Annotated in this window: 13 protein-coding genes; 5 read left to right on the top strand and 8 right to left on the bottom strand. The window is 74.8% G+C overall.

Features of this window, described 5'->3' with window-relative positions; translation table 11 throughout:
- Positions 1-23: 23 nt before the first annotated feature.
- The 7 genes from mpaP to AB0C76_RS23145 form a co-directional block, all read right to left on the bottom strand.
- Positions 24-1661: a daptide biosynthesis intramembrane metalloprotease gene (gene mpaP, locus AB0C76_RS23175; protein ID WP_359968547.1), complete on the bottom strand. Its 1638-nt coding sequence runs from the start codon at positions 1659-1661 to the stop codon at positions 24-26.
- A gap of 1 nt (position 1662) precedes the next feature.
- Positions 1663-2415 carry an ABC transporter permease gene (locus AB0C76_RS23170; protein WP_359968544.1) on the bottom strand — a complete coding sequence of 251 codons (753 nt, stop codon included), beginning with the start codon at positions 2413-2415 and terminating at the stop codon, positions 1663-1665.
- Positions 2412-3143, bottom strand: coding sequence for an ATP-binding cassette domain-containing protein (locus AB0C76_RS23165; protein WP_359968541.1), 732 nt, complete (start codon positions 3141-3143; stop codon positions 2412-2414). Before AB0C76_RS23165 ends, AB0C76_RS23170 begins: the two co-directional genes overlap by 4 nt.
- Positions 3144-3171: 28 nt before the next feature.
- Entirely contained in the window at positions 3172-3330 is a 159-nt protein-coding gene (locus AB0C76_RS23160) for a hypothetical protein (RefSeq protein ID WP_359968538.1), read from the bottom strand.
- 150 nt (positions 3331-3480) lie between these two features.
- Complete coding sequence (locus AB0C76_RS23155) at positions 3481-3639, bottom strand: hypothetical protein (protein WP_359968535.1); 159 nt, start codon at positions 3637-3639, stop codon at positions 3481-3483.
- Positions 3640-3695: 56 nt separating this feature from the next.
- A complete protein-coding gene (locus AB0C76_RS23150) occupies positions 3696-3863 on the bottom strand; it encodes a hypothetical protein (RefSeq protein WP_359968532.1) in 168 nt (55 codons plus the stop codon).
- Between the two features lie 54 nt (positions 3864-3917).
- Positions 3918-4067: a hypothetical protein gene (locus tag AB0C76_RS23145; RefSeq protein ID WP_359968529.1), complete on the bottom strand. Its 150-nt coding sequence runs from the start codon at positions 4065-4067 to the stop codon at positions 3918-3920.
- A gap of 257 nt (positions 4068-4324) precedes the next feature.
- On the opposite strand from AB0C76_RS23145, the gene mpaB reads away from it, so the two are divergent.
- From mpaB to AB0C76_RS23120, 5 genes are read left to right on the top strand one after another with little or no spacing between them, the layout of a single operon-like run.
- Positions 4325-5365, top strand: a complete 1041-nt coding sequence (gene mpaB / locus AB0C76_RS23140; RefSeq protein WP_359968526.1) for a daptide biosynthesis RiPP recognition protein — start codon at positions 4325-4327, stop codon at positions 5363-5365.
- The gene (mpaM, locus tag AB0C76_RS23135; RefSeq protein WP_359968524.1) at positions 5362-6165 is read left to right on the top strand and encodes a daptide-type RiPP biosynthesis methyltransferase; all 804 of its coding nucleotides are present in this window, start codon (positions 5362-5364) and stop codon (positions 6163-6165) included. Before mpaB ends, mpaM begins: the two co-directional genes overlap by 4 nt.
- Positions 6162-7430 (top strand): daptide-type RiPP biosynthesis aminotransferase, encoded by a 1269-nt coding sequence (gene mpaD / locus AB0C76_RS23130; RefSeq protein WP_359968521.1) that lies wholly within the window; start codon positions 6162-6164, stop codon positions 7428-7430. The genes mpaM and mpaD overlap by 4 nt, the downstream gene beginning before the upstream one ends.
- Positions 7427-8593, top strand: a complete 1167-nt coding sequence (locus AB0C76_RS23125; RefSeq protein WP_359968518.1) for an iron-containing alcohol dehydrogenase — start codon at positions 7427-7429, stop codon at positions 8591-8593. Before mpaD ends, AB0C76_RS23125 begins: the two co-directional genes overlap by 4 nt.
- Positions 8590-9900 (top strand): YcaO-like family protein, encoded by a 1311-nt coding sequence (locus AB0C76_RS23120; protein WP_359968515.1) that lies wholly within the window; start codon positions 8590-8592, stop codon positions 9898-9900. The genes AB0C76_RS23125 and AB0C76_RS23120 overlap by 4 nt, the downstream gene beginning before the upstream one ends.
- Positions 9901-9940: 40 nt before the next feature.
- Here the strand turns inward: AB0C76_RS23120 and AB0C76_RS23115 are convergent, their stop codons facing one another.
- On the bottom strand, positions 9941-12748 hold the full coding sequence (locus AB0C76_RS23115) for an AAA family ATPase (protein ID WP_359968512.1): 2808 nt from the start codon (positions 12746-12748) through the stop codon (positions 9941-9943).
- Positions 12749-13521: the final 773 nt, after the last annotated feature.

Here is a 13521-nt window from a genome sequence, read left to right as displayed (position 1 = left end):
GGGCAGGTGCCCCGGAGGCCACGTCAGCCGTCGACCACGAGTCGCCACGGGTCGAGCACGGCCGCTCTGGCCAGGTGGGTCAGGAGGTCCGTGCGCCCGGTCGCAACGACCGCCATGCCCTGGTCCCCCGGTTCGGCACCGGTGGGGCGGGAGAGCGTGTACACCTTCGCCGACAGGGAACCGGGGATCCCCGTGACCGGGAGGAAGGGCTCCACCGGGACGGTCTCCGTGCCCGTGGGGGTCCCGGTGAGCGCGGTGCCGACGGGCTGTCGTCCGAGGATCCCCAGGTGCGTGAGGGAGACCTCACCACCCGGCTGGGGGGCGCGGATCCCCGGTGCGTCCGGGAGCAGCAGACGGACGCCGTCACCGGTGACGGTGTAGGCGCCGAACTCGGTCTCGGTGTACGGGTGGGCGTGCGCCAGGCCGGCGAGGGCCGCCGCGCACGCGCCCAGGGCGAGGAGGCCGCGCAGGGGGGTCCGGGCGCCGCTCGCGCGGTAGGCGCGGAACACCCGGACCGCGGCGTGGAGGGCCAGCGCGGCGAGGAGGCACAGCCAGGACAGCGCCCCCATCGGCCCGAAGCCGATCAGGGCCGCCCGCCCGGCGATCAGCAGGTTGCCGAGCAGCAGCCAGGGGAAGAGCAGGCACACGGCCCCGTACACGGCCCAGCCGTCGGCCAGGGTGCGGGCGGGCCGGGGGCCGCCGAAGGCCACCCAGCCGGCGAGGGCACGGACGTCGGCCATGCTCTTCTCCCGCAGGTTCGGGATGTCCACCCACGCCATGAGGGCGATGTAGCCGTCGAGTTTGATGAACGGCAGCAGGTTGAACAGCCCCGCGAACGTGGTCATCGTCGCGCACACGCCGAGCAGGTCGGAGGCGGCGCCGGCGGTGACCGCCGAGCCCAGCGCGAGCACGCCCGCGCAGCCGAGCTGACAGGTGACCCCGGCCAGCGCGACCATGACCCGCTGGCGGCGGTCGCGCAGCCGCCACACGTCGGTGACGTCGCAGAACATCGCCGGCGTCAGGTACAGCAGCATGACGCCGATCCGGCGGGCGTGCCCGCCGTACCGGGCGAGGCAGGCGCCGTGGGCGAGTTCGTGCAGGCCGTTGACCGCGATCACGACGCCCAGGGCGATCGCCCAGTACTGCCAGGGCTGGGGCCGCCAGGCGGCCTCGGAGATCCGGACGGCGCCGGAGAGGACCACCGCCAGCCCGGCGAACACGGCGGCACCGCACACCGCGGTGCTCACCCGGTTGGCCATCAGCCGGGGCAGCGGGCGGCCCGGAGCGAGGAAGCCCGGGCGCCGGAGCACCGTGAACTGCAGTGCGGCGGGGCGGCGGTACTGGAAGCGGCCGTTCCCCTGGCTCTCGGGGGCGGTGCCCGTCAGCAGCCCGAGGTCGGTGAACCGGCGGAGCGCGGTGTCGAGGACCTCCGCCGGGACGGTCGGGGCCAGGTCGGCCCGGAGCCGGTCCAGGTCACGGGTGCCGTCGAGGTCCTGGAGGAGGGTGGCGGCGCCGGCGCCGAGGCGGGTGAACCGGCCCGAGTCGTGGTCGGCGGCCGTCCAGGCCCGCTCGCCGTTCTCCGGTGCGATGAGCTCGATCCCGGGCCGCACCTGCGGCCTGGTGGGGACGTCTCGGACGGGTGCGGCAGTGGCGGTCCCCATGTCAGTTCGGCTCCGCCGTGCGCTCCCGGAACACCGCGCCGAGCAGGGCCGCCGCGATGTAGGCGAGCAGCAGGGCCAGCGCGGCCCAGCCGGGCAGCGGCGCGGTCAGCTCGGGGTCGTGCAGCAGGGACAGCTGGGTGCCGCCGGGCAGGAAGCGGCCGAAGTCGGGGAGCGCGACGATCACGACCGCCTCGATGCCGCTGGTGTAGGCGACGACGGCGAGCACGGTGGCGACCTGGTTGCGGATCAGGTAGCCGAGGGCCACCCCCCAGGGACCGGCGAGGGTGCTGACCAGCACGATCGTCAGCAACAGCCGCCACACCGCCCAGGTGTTGACGGGGGCGTGGCCGAAGCCCGTCGCGACGGCGGTGCTCACGAGGGCGGACAGCACGCCGACCGGGAGGCCGATGGCCACCGAGGCCGCCGCCTTGGCGGCAAGCACCCGTGTCCGGTCCGGCGTGACCAGGTAGGTGCGGGTCCACGTGCGGTGCCGGTACTCACCGGTGACCAGGAGCGAGCCGGTGATGGTGGCGAACAGCAGGCCGGCGAAGCCCTGGCGGATGACGGCCAGTGCCGCCTCCTCGGCCGGCACGGCCGCCTCGGTGGCGTGCCGGGCCGAGCCGACGGCGGCCAGGGCGATCAGGGCGAGGCCGGTGCCGACGGTGTAGAGCAGACCGCGGCCGGCGCGCAGCTTGCGCAGCTCGGTGCGCAGGACGGTGGTGAACCGGGCGGGGCAGGTGAGTTCGGCGTTCACGCGGCAGCCCCCTCGTGGTGGTGGGCGCCGTCCAGGAGGTGGTGGAACGCGTCGTCCAGGCTGGCGTGGGCGTCGTCGAGCAGGCCGTCCAGCGGGCCCGCGTACCGGACCGTCCGGTCGAGCACGACCACGTGGTCAGCGGTGCGCTGGACCTCGTCCAGGCTGTGGCTGGAGACGAGCACGGCGCCGCCCCCGTCGGCGAAGGAGCGGAGGAAGCGGCGCAGCCAGCGGATCCCGTCCGGGTCCAGGCCGTTGGCGGGCTCGTCCAGGACCAGGATCCGGGGCGAGCCCACCAGGGCGCAGCCGAGCGAGAGCCGCTGGCGCATGCCGAGGGACAGCACGTCGATCCGGCGGTACTCGGCCTCCTCGAGGTCGATCGTCCGCAGGACCTCGTCGACGGCCCCGGGCCGGGCGCCGACGGCTTCGGCGACCAGGCTCAGCTGGGCCCGCACGGTCAGCGCGGGATGCCCGGGGACGTCGGTGATCGCCGCGCCCACCACCCGTGCGGGACAGGGGAGTTCGCGGTACGGGACCCCGTCGATCAGCGCGCTGCCGGCGGTGGGGGCGGTCAGCCCGAGCAGCATCCGGAGCGTGGTGGACTTGCCGCACCCGTTGCGCCCGAGGAGGGCGGTGACGCTGCCGGCGGTGACCTCGAAGGAGACCCGGTCCACGGCGCGGAATCCGCCGTATTCCTTGGTCAGATCTGTGCAGACGATCAGAGACTTCACAATGTGGCTCCAGATGGAGCCCGGGCGGTCAGTTCCTGCGGGCCATGACGGCCAACGCGGCCACGCACTCGACGCCGACGAGCACCCAGAGGCCGATCTGAAGCGGGCCGTCGGTGTGCCGGGCGAGAAGACTGGTGAGGAGTATGGCCAGGCTGACGATGCCCAGGCTTACGTAAAAGCTTCGCATGGTCGGTTCGGAGGTGCGCCGCCATGGTTGGAACCGGAGCACCCCCAGCTCCTTTCGGACTTGAGGTGGCGGTGCATCCGTCTCGCAGCACCTGCTGTGGCGGCGGGCGCAGGGTCGCCCCCGTCGCCCGCCCCCACAGCCTACGGTGGATCAGGTGATGCTCAGGCCGATGACGAAGGCCGCGCCACCGAGGGCGGTGATCTGCGTGACGTCATGGGCGGTGTCCAGCCATCCCGGGGCGGCGAGGGTGTCGAGCTCCTCGACCGCGAAGTCCGCGGGCTCCGGCTGGGCGGTGATGTCCTGGTTCATTGGTTCTCCTTGACCGGTTGACCGGTCGCTCGGTGGAATTCGGGTGTCGACCGCGGTCAGGTCAGCGCGATGACGCCGGCCGCTTCGAGGATGGCGGCGCCGCCGCCGACGATGGTGATGCCGGTCCCGAGGCCGTCCATGAAGCCGGGGGCGTCCAGCTCCTCGAGGGGCTCGACCGCGAAGTCGGGGCGGGTGGCCAGGTCCTGCTCCGGGTTCTGCTGCATGTGATTCTCCAATTGGCAGTCGTTTATCGGGTGCCGTCTATCCGGCTTCGCTTATCAGGTCGCGAGGATTCCCGCGCTGATGCCGGCGCCGACCGCGAAGCCGGCCCAGGTCTCCTTGTCCCAGCCGAGGAAACCCGGCGCGTCGAGCATCTCCAGCTCTTCGACGTCGAATTCCGGCAGGTTCTCAAAGTCAACAGCAGACATTCGGTGCCTCCAGTCCGGTTGCGGTGTTGGTCCCAATCCTGGCTCCTGGTCCGGCCGGTGGGAACCACTTGCGGTTTTTGCTTCGGGTATCGCTACGTGTCCGACGGCTCTTTGCTGCGGAGGAGCGGACAAATACCTGTGGTCGACTCCGGGGTCGTTCAACGGTGTTCCCGGCGGGCTTTCCGGCCGTACGTTCGTCCTGATCGGGCGCGCCGGGAAAAGGCGGCGCCGGCGGCAATCGGAGAGGGAGAACAGCGGTGGAGGAAAAGCTCCGCGAGGGCGTGGACCGGCTCTGTGGATGGTTCGTCGGTGACACGGCGCCGGGCCGGGATCCGGGGGACGTGCTGGTCGAGCCGGGGGGCGACGTGGACCCGGTGCTCGCCGCCGGCCTGGTCGCTCCCGGATCCTGGCTGTTCGCGGAGGACACCGACGGCGGCGGTGGCTCCGGGGTGCCCCGGATCTCCGTCGGCGGCGGCCTGGCGCACCCGGGTGACGAGCTGTCGGTGGCCGACGAGGTCTACGTGCAGACCTTCGACTACTGCTCGCTGCCGTACCTGTCGATCGCGGGCCCGACGGTCGTGCGGATCACCGGCGAGGCGGACCACGCGGCGTTCCTCGCCGACGCGGACCGGGCGGCGCACGGCGGCGTCTGGGCCGCCGCGCTCGGCCACTCCTCCGTCCACCTGGCCGACATCGGCGCCCTGGCGGCGCCCGCGCGCCGCCCGGGAACCGGGCGGCTGTTCGTCACGACGGACGGAACGGTCCGCACCGGGATCGGCGGGAGCGACCTCGCCCGGGTGGAGGACGGCGCGGAGGCGGTGGCCATGGCCCTGGCCGCGCACGGTGGCGACCCCACCCTCGACGGCGTGCTGGAGCGGTCCGTCCTGCTGGCCGGGGCGGCCTCCCGGCCCTGGCTCGGCCGCTACCTCCGGGCGCTCGACGTCCGCCGGCGGCTGGCCGGCCGGTTCGGCGGCGAGCCGACGGTGTCCGGCTTCGGCGTGCGCCTCACCCCGGGGCTGCCGACGGCGCCGGTCGAGGCCGTGGACGCGCCGCTGATCGCCGAACACGACGGCACCTGCTACGCCGTGCCGGCCGACGGTTCCCGGCTGTTCCGGCTCGGCCGGGACTCCGCCCGGCTGCTGGAGGTCTTCGCGGTGCTGGACGAGGCGGAGCGGGCCGCCGCGGAGGCCGCGCGGCTGTTCCACGTGACCCCGTCCCGGGCGGCGGAGCTGCACGCCGACCTGGCCGCCCGCCTCGGCGGCAGCGGCCCGGCGGCCCGTGAGGAGGGCGCCCGATGAGCACCGGCATCATCGAACCGGCGGCGCTGCCCGGCCTGGCCGGCCGGATCGCCGCCGCCCTCGGCACCTCGCTCACCGTCACCGACATGTACGGACCCCTGGGCGGGCCGGTGTACCACCAGCTCACCGTGCACGACACCAGTGAGATCCCCGATCTGCTCACCCGGCTGCGCGGTGTCTGCGGCCCGGTCCTCGAACTCGCCTGCGGCTCGGGCCGGCTGACCATCCCGATGCTCGCCGCAGGGCACCGGGTCACCGCGCTGGACCTGTCCGGCTCCCTGCTCGCCGAGCTGACCCGCCGCCTCGCCGACCCCGCCGCCCGGCACCTGGCGCAGCGGCTGGAGACCGTCGAGGCCGACATGTTCGAGCTGGACCTGGGCCGGACCTTCCGGGCCGCGGTCCTCGGCACCACCACCATCGGACTGGTGCCGCCCGAGGTGCGACCGGCGTTCCTGCGCCGCGTCCACGACCACCTGGAGCCCGGGGGCGAGTTCGTCCTCAGCCTCCACCCCCCGGCGGCCGCGGCCACCGAGGCCGTGCACCCCATGACCACCGCCGACGCCGTGGACTTCCTCGTCGAGTACCAGGAACCGCACCTGCAGCGCCGCCGGGTGGCCGTCCTGCACCTCGGGCGCGAGGGCAGGCCCCTGCTGCTGACCTCCACCGTCCACACGCCCGACCTGGACACGCTCCGGCAGGAGCTGTCCGACGCCGGGTTCTCGGTCGACGCGGTCGACCCCGTGCGCCGGACGGCCGAGGGCTCGCCCCTGTTCGTGCTGACCGCCAGGAGGCCCGCGTGACCACCGTGAACACCTATCCGCTCTGGGAGTTCCTGCTCCCGCCCAGCGAGTTCGGCCGGGTCGACCGCCGGGCCACCGGCGCCCGCGGCACCCGGCTGCGGTTCGCCGACGGCACCGAGGTGCTGGACGCCACCAGCGGCCTGTGGAACGTCAACCTCGGTTACGGCAACGACGCCATCGGCGACGCGATCGCCGCCACCGGCCGGGACGCCTCCTACCTCAGCCTGTTCCGCTACTCGCACGACTACGCGGTCAGGGCCGCCGAGGACCTGGTGGCCGCCGCCGGAACGGCCTACCGGCGCGCCGTGTTCTCCACCTCCGGCGGGGCGGCGAACGACCTCGCGATGAAGCTCGCCCGGCAGTACGCCGTGCTCCGGGGCCAGCCGGAGCGCAAGCTCGTCGTCGGCCTGCGCGGCAGCTACCACGGGCTGACGTACGGGGCCCACTCGCTCACCGGGGAGGCGCTCGACCAACAGCTCTACGGCGTCGACCTGCGCAACGTCCGGCACGTCGACCCCGCGGACCCGGAGGAACTCGAACGGTTCATGGCCCGCCACGGCTCCCGCGTCGCCTCGCTGGTGTGCGAGCCGGTCCTCGGATCCGGGGCACACCCGCTGTCCGACGCCTTCGTCGAGGCCGTGATCAGGCTGCGGCGCGAGCACGGGTTCCTGCTGGTCGCTGACGAGGTGGCGACCGGCTTCGGCCGGACCGGCCCGCTGTTCGCCAGTTCGCGCTGGGCCGAGGCACCGGACCTGCTCCTCACCTCCAAGGGCCTGACCAACGGCAGCTGTGCCGCGTCGGCCGTGCTCGTCTCCCACGCCGTCGCCGAGGGGTTCGAGCGGCGCGACGCGATCCTGGTCCACGCCGAGACCCAGGCCGGCAGCCCCGCCAGCTGCGCCGCCGTCTCGGCCACGCTCCGGCAGTTCGACGAGCTCGACGCCCTGTCCGCCGGCGCGCGGACCGCCGCCGCCCTGGACACGCTCCTCGGCGAACTGACCGACCGGCTGCCGCTGGTGGCCCGGACCACCGGCGCCGGCTGCTTCCGCGCCCTGCACCTGCGCGACGCCGACGGCGACCCGCTGGACGGCCGGGCCGTCCAGGGCGCGATCGCGGCGATCCGCTCGCACGGCGCCCTGGTCTACCCCGGCCCCGGTGCCGTCCAGCTCATCCCGGTCCTCACCAGCACGGAGCAGGACCACGCCGACCTGGCCGAGGCGGTGGCCGAGGGGCTCGCCGAGACCTCCCGACGGGCGGGGCACCGGTGACCGGACGGACCGACCGCCCCGGGCCTCCGGCGGTCTGGCGCCAGCGCACGCAGATCCACTTCGGCGAGGGCGCGCTCACCGAGGTGTGGCGGAGGGTCCGCTCCCGCCGGACGGTCCTCGTCGTGGACGCGAACCAGCCCGGTCTCGTGGATCCGCTCCCCCACGACGGGGAGGTGATCCGCGTCGACCCGTCGGCCGGCGACCTGGACGGCGCCGTCGCCCTCGCCGGGCAGCTGCGCGAGTTCGAGCGTGCGGTCGTGGTCGGCGGCGGCGCGGTGCTGGACCAGGCCGCACTGGCCCGACTGTTCGCCGCCGCCCCCGGCACGCCGACGCGGATCCGCCTCGGCGGCTCCCGTCCCGGCCTGGTGCACGGCGGCCCGACCGAACCGATCGCCGGACCGTACCCGGAGCTCGTCGCGGTCCCGACCACCGTCGGCACCGCCGCCGAGGTGAGCTGCGCCGCCACGGTGCTGGTCGAGGGCCGCCGCAAGCTCGTCATGCATCCGCTGCTGTCCGCCGACACGGCGGTGCTGGACCCGGTCGCGACCGCCTCCCTCCCGGGCCGCCTCCTGCGGGAGGGGACGCTGGAGGCGATGATGCGCATGGCCAACGCCTACCTGATGCCCCCCGGAAGGCGCTGCCCGGCGGCGGCCGAGACCGAGGCCCGCGACCTGCTGCGGGAACTCGCGGCGGCCGGGAGCACCGGACGGCCGGCGACCGAGGTCGCCGTGCTGAGCGCGCGGACCGTCCTCGGGCTGAGCATGGTCGGCCGCGACCCCTTCGCCGCGAAGACCTGGTTCCTGGCCAACGAGCTGTCCGCGAGCGCGGGCGTGCGCAAGATGGCCGCCACCGCCGCCGTCCTGCCCGTGGTGTGGCGCCGGATCATGGCCGGTGACGAGAGGCTCGGCGACCGGGAACGGCTCCGGCAGGCCTGGGACGCCATCAGGGCCGGAGCGCCCGAGCTGGCGGACGACCCCGTCCACGGCATCAGGACGCTGGCGGCCGACTGGGGCGTCGACGCGTTCGCCGGCCCCGCGCCCGCGCCCGCCGACCTGGCCAGGGCGGCCGCCCGTGCCTGGGGCGGCGGCCTGCCCATGCTGGCCGGCTTCACCGTCCACGAGCTCACCGAACTGTACGCCGAGGTCCTCGAGGCAGCCCCGTGATCGACTTCATCGCCACGCTCGACCCGCACAACGGCCTTGCCGCGGCCAGCGCGCTCCGCCCGCCCCGGCAGCCGGACGAGCCGCTCTGGCAAGGCCTGGTGGAACTGCACCCGGCGCGCACCGGGGCCGCCCCCCACCAGGGCGGCGCGCTCGCCCGCGAGGTGGTCGGGGCCTACGGCGGTTCGCGCGGCGACACCCTGGTGCGCGCCGCGGGCGAGGCGGTGGAGCGCTTCGCCCTGTACCCGGCCGGCGACCCGGCGACGGTCGCCCTGGCGGCCGAACTGGCGGGAGCCGCCCTGGACTTCACCCGGGAGGGCGCCGAGCTGGCGGACCCGGCCGCGGCCCGCCGGGAACTGCGCTGGTACCAGGGCCGGTCGCTCGTCGACGGCGACCGGGTGCACGTTCCGGCAGGCATGGTCGACTACCCGGCCCACCCGGACGACGCGGCGGGCTTCGACCCGTCCCCGTCGGGAGCAGCCTCCGGAGCGACCCGCGAGCAGGCCCTGCTGTCGGCACTGCTCGAAGTGATCGAGCGGGACGCGCTCATCACCGCCTGGCACTGCCGGCTACCGCTGCCCGTGGCCGACCCGGAAGCCGTCCTGCGGCAGAGCCCGGCGACCCCCGGCCGGCAGCGGCTCCAGCTCGCCCACCGGGCGGCGTCCGCCGCCGGACTGCGACCGGTGCTGGCCTGGATCCCCACCGGCCTGCCCGGCGTCCACTGCGCGACCGCCGTGATCGTCGACACGGACGGCCCGGGGCCGCTCGCGGCGGTCGGTGCCTGCGCGTCCGGGGACCCCTGCACCGCTCTGGGCAAGGCCCTGCAGGAAGCCATGCAGATCCGTTCCGCGCTCCGCCTGGTCAACCGCCACGACCCCGCGGACGCGCCGACCGCGCAGCCGCGCACCGAGCTCGAACGCGCGCAGTACTTCGCCTCCGAGCACGGCGCGGCGGCGGTGGCGGCCTGGGCCGCCGGGTTCGTCCCGGAGGACGGGCGGCCGGTCGACGCCGGACCGGGTGCGGCACCGGGTGCCGCACCGGACGGGCTCACCGTCGACGGGCTGGTCCGGGCACTCGCGGAGCAGGGCGTGCGGCCGGTGGCGATCGACCTCACCCACCGGCTGCCCGAGGTGCTCGTCCGCATGGGCTGGCACGCGGTCAAGATCGTGCCCGAGGGCCTGCAACCCCTGCGACTGGACGAGTCCTGCGCCTTCAACTGGCACCGCGGCCGGCTCGCGTCCGCAGCTGCCAGGACCGGCCTCACGCCCCTCGCGCCCGAGGGCCGCCGGGAACCGCATCCGCTGATCTGACGCCGTGTCCCGGCGTGCCCAGGGCACGCCGGGACACGGCCTAGGCTGCTTCCCCGAACAGCGCGGTGCGCAGGCCGACCCGTCCGTCGATGCACAACTTCCGGTACACGTGCGTCAGATGGAACTCCACCGTGCGGCGGGTGACGTAGAGCCGGGCCGCGATGTCCTCGTTGCTCAGCCCCTCGGCGGCCAGCCGGGCGATCCGCTGCTGGCTCGGGGTCAGCGATTCCGGCCCGACCTGCGGAAGCCGCCGCGGGCGGGCGCCGGTGGCCAGCAGCTCGTTGTGCACGCGGCCCGCCAGCGCGGTGGCCCCGGCTGCCTGGGTGAGCGCGAGGGCCTGGCGCAACCGGGCCCGTCCGGCGTCCGTGTGCCCGGTGGCGGCGAGCAGGGTGCCGAGCGCCGTCACCGAACGGGCGAGCTCCAGCGGATCGGACGCGTTCTCCAACAGCGCCACCGACTCCTCCAGGCCCGTCCGGGCCAGCGTCCTGGGACCGACCAGCGCGGCCACCCGCAGGGCCCGGGCCAGCACCACCGGGGCACCCCAGGCCTGCGCCTGGTCCACCTCCTGGGCGGCGAACTCCTGGGCCGCCTCCGGGCGGTTCAGCCGGTGCTCGATGACCGCGGCCCGGGAGCGCCAGGCGATCCGGCCCGGATTGTCCCCCCAGAGCTCTTCCATGAGCCGTCCGCACTCCAGGAGGTCCCGCAGCGCCGCCGCGGCCTGCCCCTGGGCCATGCGCAGGCGCGCGCGGGCCTCCAGGAAGTACGGCCACGTCCAGCCGGCGTGGCCGGCGGTCCCGGTGACCCGTTCGACGAGCTCCGCCGCGGCCTCGACCCGGTCGGTCTCCAGCAGGACCTGCACGGCGGCCGCGACGACGTGCGGCAGGTACGGGTGCGGCTCGTCCGACAGGGCCAGGGCGTGCTCGGCCTCGGCCAGGGCCGCGGCCAGGTCACCGGTCCGGTAGCGCAGCCGTGCCCGGACCGCGGCCGTCACCGCCCGGGTGGCCGGCGGCCAGTGCGCGAGGTCGGACGCCCGGATCTCCGAGGCGCCGCGACGGGCGGTCTCGATCCGGTCGGCGTCGAGCAGGGCGGTCACGGCCAGCACGGCGGTCTGGGCCTGGTCCTGCGCCGGGTGGAACCCGCGCAGGGCGTTCCCGGCGAGTTCCCCGGCGCGGTCGGCGCCGTCCAGGGCGATCACGGACCGCATCGCGAGCGCCGCCAGCAGCCCGCGCTCGTCCGGCGTCCGGCCGGTGGGCTCCGCCCGCGGGCCGCGCGTGGTCAGGGACCCCCAGCAGGCGGGCCGTCCCCCGTCGGGAATGACGGCGCGCAGGCTCAGGATCGGCAGCAGCAGCCGGTTCGTGTCGGAGAGTTCCGCCGCCGTGCGGTCGAGCAGGTCGATCGCCGGGCGGGGCAGCCCCGACTGGACCAGGGCGCGGGCGAGCAACGGCACGAACTCCGCCCGCTGCTCGGGATCGGTGCTCAGGGTCTCGGCCTCGCCGAGGTGCCGCACGCAGTCGTTCAGGTCGCTGTGGGCCTCGGCGGTGCCCAGCTCCACGAGGAGCCGGTGCCGGACCTCCGTCGAGGCGGTCTCGGTGAGCGCGTGCCGGAGGAAGCGGACGGCCGCGGCCGTGTCTCCCCGCTCGCCCGCGGACCGTGCGGCGCGGCGCAGCACCTCCACCCGCCACGGCTCGCCGGTGCTCGCGCCGGCCACGACGTGGGCGGCGATCCGTTCCGCGGCCGCCCGGGTCCGGAACAGCACCCGCGCGGTGTCGGCGTGGGCGATGGCCCGGTCGGTGGCCGCGAGCAGGCCGGCGAGCGACTCCGAGACCTGTGGGTGGCAGAACCGCCCGGCCGGGCCGGCGGCGAGCAGCCCGCTGCCCTCCAGGGCGGTCACCGCATGGTCGAGCAGCGGCTGTTCCAGGCCGGTGACGGTCCGCAGGACGTCGGTCCCGGTGTCGACGCCCAGTTCGGCCAGCAGGCCGGCCACCCGCAGCACCACGGGCGGTTCCCGGCGGAGCAGGGCCCGCAACGCGGTCGGCAGCACCCGCTCACCGACCGCGCCGGGGCGGACCCGCCCGGTGGTCTCCGGCGGCGCTCCCGTCCTGGCCAGCTCGCGGACCAGGGCGGTGACCAGGGCGGGGTTGCCCCCGGTCATCGCGTGGAGCTCCGGGCCGAACACCTCGGCGGACCCGGGACCGACGCCCTCGGCGACGACCCGGCCGGCGCCCTCCACGGTCAGCAGCGCGGGCTGCACCACCCGGCACGCCGGATGCCGCATCAGCTCGTGGACCAGCTCACCGCCGGCGTTGGGCAGCGAACCCCGGGACACGACGGCGATCTGCACCGGGACGTCGTCCAGCCGGCGCGCCAGGAACGCCAGCCACTGGGACGAGTACTCGTCGGCCCAGCAGACGTCGTCCACGGCCAGGACCACCGGCCGCTCCTCGGCCAGCTGCAGGACGGGTGCGCACAGCGACGCCAGCCGGTCGAAGTCGGCGGCCGGCGAACCGGGCTCGGGCACCCGGTAGGGCATCCCGTCCAGCACCGCCTCCGCCTTCTGCGCGGCGGCCGGGCGCCGCGCGGCCGGTGCGCCGAGCACGGGAGCCAGGAGCTGGCGGACGGCGCCGAAGTGGAAGTCGCGCTCGACGATGCTGCAGCGGGCTCTCAGCACCGTCATCTCCTGGGCCCGCGCCTCCCGGCCCAGGGCGTCGAGGAGAGCGGTCTTCCCCAGACCCGAGGGGCCGTCGATCACGGTGACGGCCGCGCGCCCGGACCGGACCTCGGAGAGCGCGTCGAGCAGTTCCCGGAACTCGTTGCCCCGGTCGGCGAGAAAGGTCCTTGATTGCGCCAATGCATTCCCCCGAAATTGCATTCATGGCTGCGCCGTCGCGGCGCGATGCGACAGGGATCGCGACCTCGGCGTAGCCGTTCCACGGTTTTCTGGGAGATCCCCGCACCGATGTCGGCCACGCTGCGAATTCAGTGGAACCATAGCCCGTTCCACTGACAACCGCGCGCATCCCCCCAGACGAGCGGAACTATACCGCACCAGGTCACAGGGGTGACCGGGCGTCAGGGCGGCTGCACATGACATTCCATCCGCGGGGTCTGCATATCTATGCGGCGCTGCGGAAAATTCGAATCAGGGCCGCATAATTCGACCGATGCGGACGTATAAACCGTCCTTTGAAAACGGTGCTGCACGCACGGTCCGGGGGTCACATATCCCGGTGCCGGACGAAGGCGGCCGTTGGCGCTCGAAGTGGCCGGCCGGGCATCCCGCCGGCGCGCTCCGGGGGTCGGGAGGCTCCGCCCGGTCCCTCCGGTCCCTCCGGACCCTCCGGCGTCCGCCTGGCCCCTCCGGCCCCCTCTGGCCCCCTGTGGCTCGAAGGGCGCGCTCGGCCCGCCCCCGGGGCTGTGGTGGCGGGTGTGGCGGACGGGGTGAGTCGGGAGGTGGGGATCATGGTCCGCGTCACACGGTCCACCTGCTGACGGCGCGTGCAAACGGCGAAGGCCCCGGAGAGCGATCCTTGAGTTCTAGGGATCGTTGCAACACCCCACTTCAAGGGGTGCGATGTTCGAGATCCGGAAGAACCGGACGGTGGCTCAAGGGTCGAGGACCCT

Origin of the sequence: Kitasatospora sp. NPDC048722 (assembly GCF_040650235.1) — a bacterium.
Classification (GTDB): Bacteria; Actinomycetota; Actinomycetes; order Streptomycetales; family Streptomycetaceae; genus Kitasatospora.
The sequence above is the reverse complement of the archived record's forward strand: the minus strand, read 5'-3'. Positions and strand labels throughout refer to the sequence as shown.

Coding starts and splice junctions, on each gene's coding strand:
- AB0C76_RS23160 (WP_359968538.1), bottom strand. CDS start 3,330: ATGCGAAGCTTTTACGTAAGCCTGGGCATCGTCAGCCTGGCCATACTC.
- AB0C76_RS23145 (WP_359968529.1), bottom strand. CDS start 4,067: ATGTCTGCTGTTGACTTTGAGAACCTGCCGGAATTCGACGTCGAAGAG.
- AB0C76_RS23150 (WP_359968532.1), bottom strand. CDS start 3,863: ATGCAGCAGAACCCGGAGCAGGACCTGGCCACCCGCCCCGACTTCGCG.
- AB0C76_RS23155 (WP_359968535.1), bottom strand. CDS start 3,639: ATGAACCAGGACATCACCGCCCAGCCGGAGCCCGCGGACTTCGCGGTC.
- mpaP (WP_359968547.1), bottom strand. CDS start 1,661: ATGGGGACCGCCACTGCCGCACCCGTCCGAGACGTCCCCACCAGGCCG.
- mpaM (WP_359968524.1), top strand. CDS start 5,362: ATGAGCACCGGCATCATCGAACCGGCGGCGCTGCCCGGCCTGGCCGGC.